2 protein-coding genes are annotated in these 1,702 nt (G+C 34.1%); both read right to left on the bottom strand.

Annotated features, from left to right (window positions below):
* Positions 1–1,056: CLIPPER-2 domain-containing protein (locus GB234_RS14955; protein ID WP_208997336.1), on the bottom strand; the 1,056-nt coding region annotated here is incomplete at its 3' end.
* 41 nt (positions 1,057–1,097) lie between these two features.
* The coding region (locus GB234_RS15110) for a hypothetical protein (RefSeq protein WP_172966910.1) at positions 1,098–1,702 on the bottom strand (605 nt) is incomplete at its 5' end.

Below are 1,702 nucleotides of genomic sequence, written 5' to 3' on the forward strand. Positions count from 1 at the left end.
ATCTGTTACAACAACATTTGTCAATGTAGTGTTTCCTGTGTTTGTTACTTCAATATCGTATGTGATAACATCACCTAATCCGCCAGCAGCATTCGTTTGACTCTTAATAACACTTAAGCTTCCTGCTCTTTCTAAAGGTGTAACTGTTGGGTCATCTGTTGCATTATTATTAGTACTACCATCTCCATTAGGAGTTTCAACTAATTCATTATCTATAATATCATTTCCATCTGTATCAGTAGAAGTATCTGAAATATCACCTACATTATTTACACCTGTTGGGCTACTACCTAATGCAACTGCACTATTCTCAACAAAACCCATATTGATATCTTCTTGAGTAATAGTATGTGTAGCATCAACCTCCATAATTGCACCTGCAAGTAATTCTGGAATAGGATTATCAAATGATTGATCTAATACGGCATTTGCATCTGTGAGTAATACGTTCGTAAGTGCAGTATTACCTGTATTTTCAATAGTTATTAAATAAGTAATAATGTCACCTAACTCTGCTGATCCAGAAACCGAAACTTGAGCTTTAGTTACGTTAATTTGGTCATCTGAAGTATATGTAAATGTAGCAGCATTACCTTCAGCATTTGTGTCTCTATCAATTGCAGCAATATTTGCATTAAATCCATTAAAAGCTTCTTGTTGAGAAGAATTTTGAATTACAGTAATTGGTATTTGTATAGAAGCAAAAGCATCTCCGGGAATTAATGTACTCTGCTGAAATGTAATAATGTTAGTTATTGCATCATAACTTACATCAAAATAGTTTAAAAGAGTACCTGTTATCCCATTAATATCACCATTAGTAAGTTCAATATATTGAAGATTTACACTAATAGTTACGTTTGGTAATCCAAAAGCAGATGCTGGAACATCAATTCCTGATGATTCAGCGAATGTAAACCCTGCAACACCAGTACCGTTATTTTCCAGCGACTCCAATGGTGCGGGATTAATTGTAGCTTCTGGAAGAGACACAGATTGTGAGAAACCTGTGAATCCTGCGATGAAAAACATCGCTAAAAATGCTAACTTTTTCATATTATATATTTTAACTTTATCCATGATAACCGTGGTTATTATTAGTTGTTATTGTACTCAATATAATCGAAATCATCGTTATTTGAGTTGTTTATTTCTCCACCTGAGAAGTATTTTACTGTAACTTTCACAGGAAATGATCCATTTGTACTCATTGGTGGATTATACACTGCATTAATTCCAATATTAGAAGCTGTCGCCCCTTCAAAAACCCCTCCATTTCCTACATACGTAAATTTATATAGAGAAGGATGACTATCGTCGAAAATCCAATCCTGATTATTCACTGAACTTCCATTAAGTGTGGTTAATGTATTATCAAATGAAACAACTAAATCAGAATTCTTTATAATTCTAAGTTCTACTGGATCTGTTCCATTTGAAAACCTTCCATTGTATTCTGCAACAAAAACTCTAAAATCAATTACTCCTGTACCTCCAATAATAGTTGTATTTCCTGTAAATATTGTTGGTCCAAAATCTGGCAAGTCACCTACAATATCTGTATCTGTAACTGGTGCAGGATCTGATCCTGTAGCATCAAAAACATCATCATACGTTACTGTAACAGTATCTCCTGCTTGTGTATTGAATTCACCATCATTGTCTGTTCCTGCAACTGTTCCATACGTAGTATCTACGGTTC

Source organism: Patiriisocius marinistellae (assembly GCF_009014635.1).
GTDB classification, from domain to species: Bacteria; Bacteroidota; Bacteroidia; order Flavobacteriales; family Flavobacteriaceae; genus Patiriisocius; species Patiriisocius marinistellae.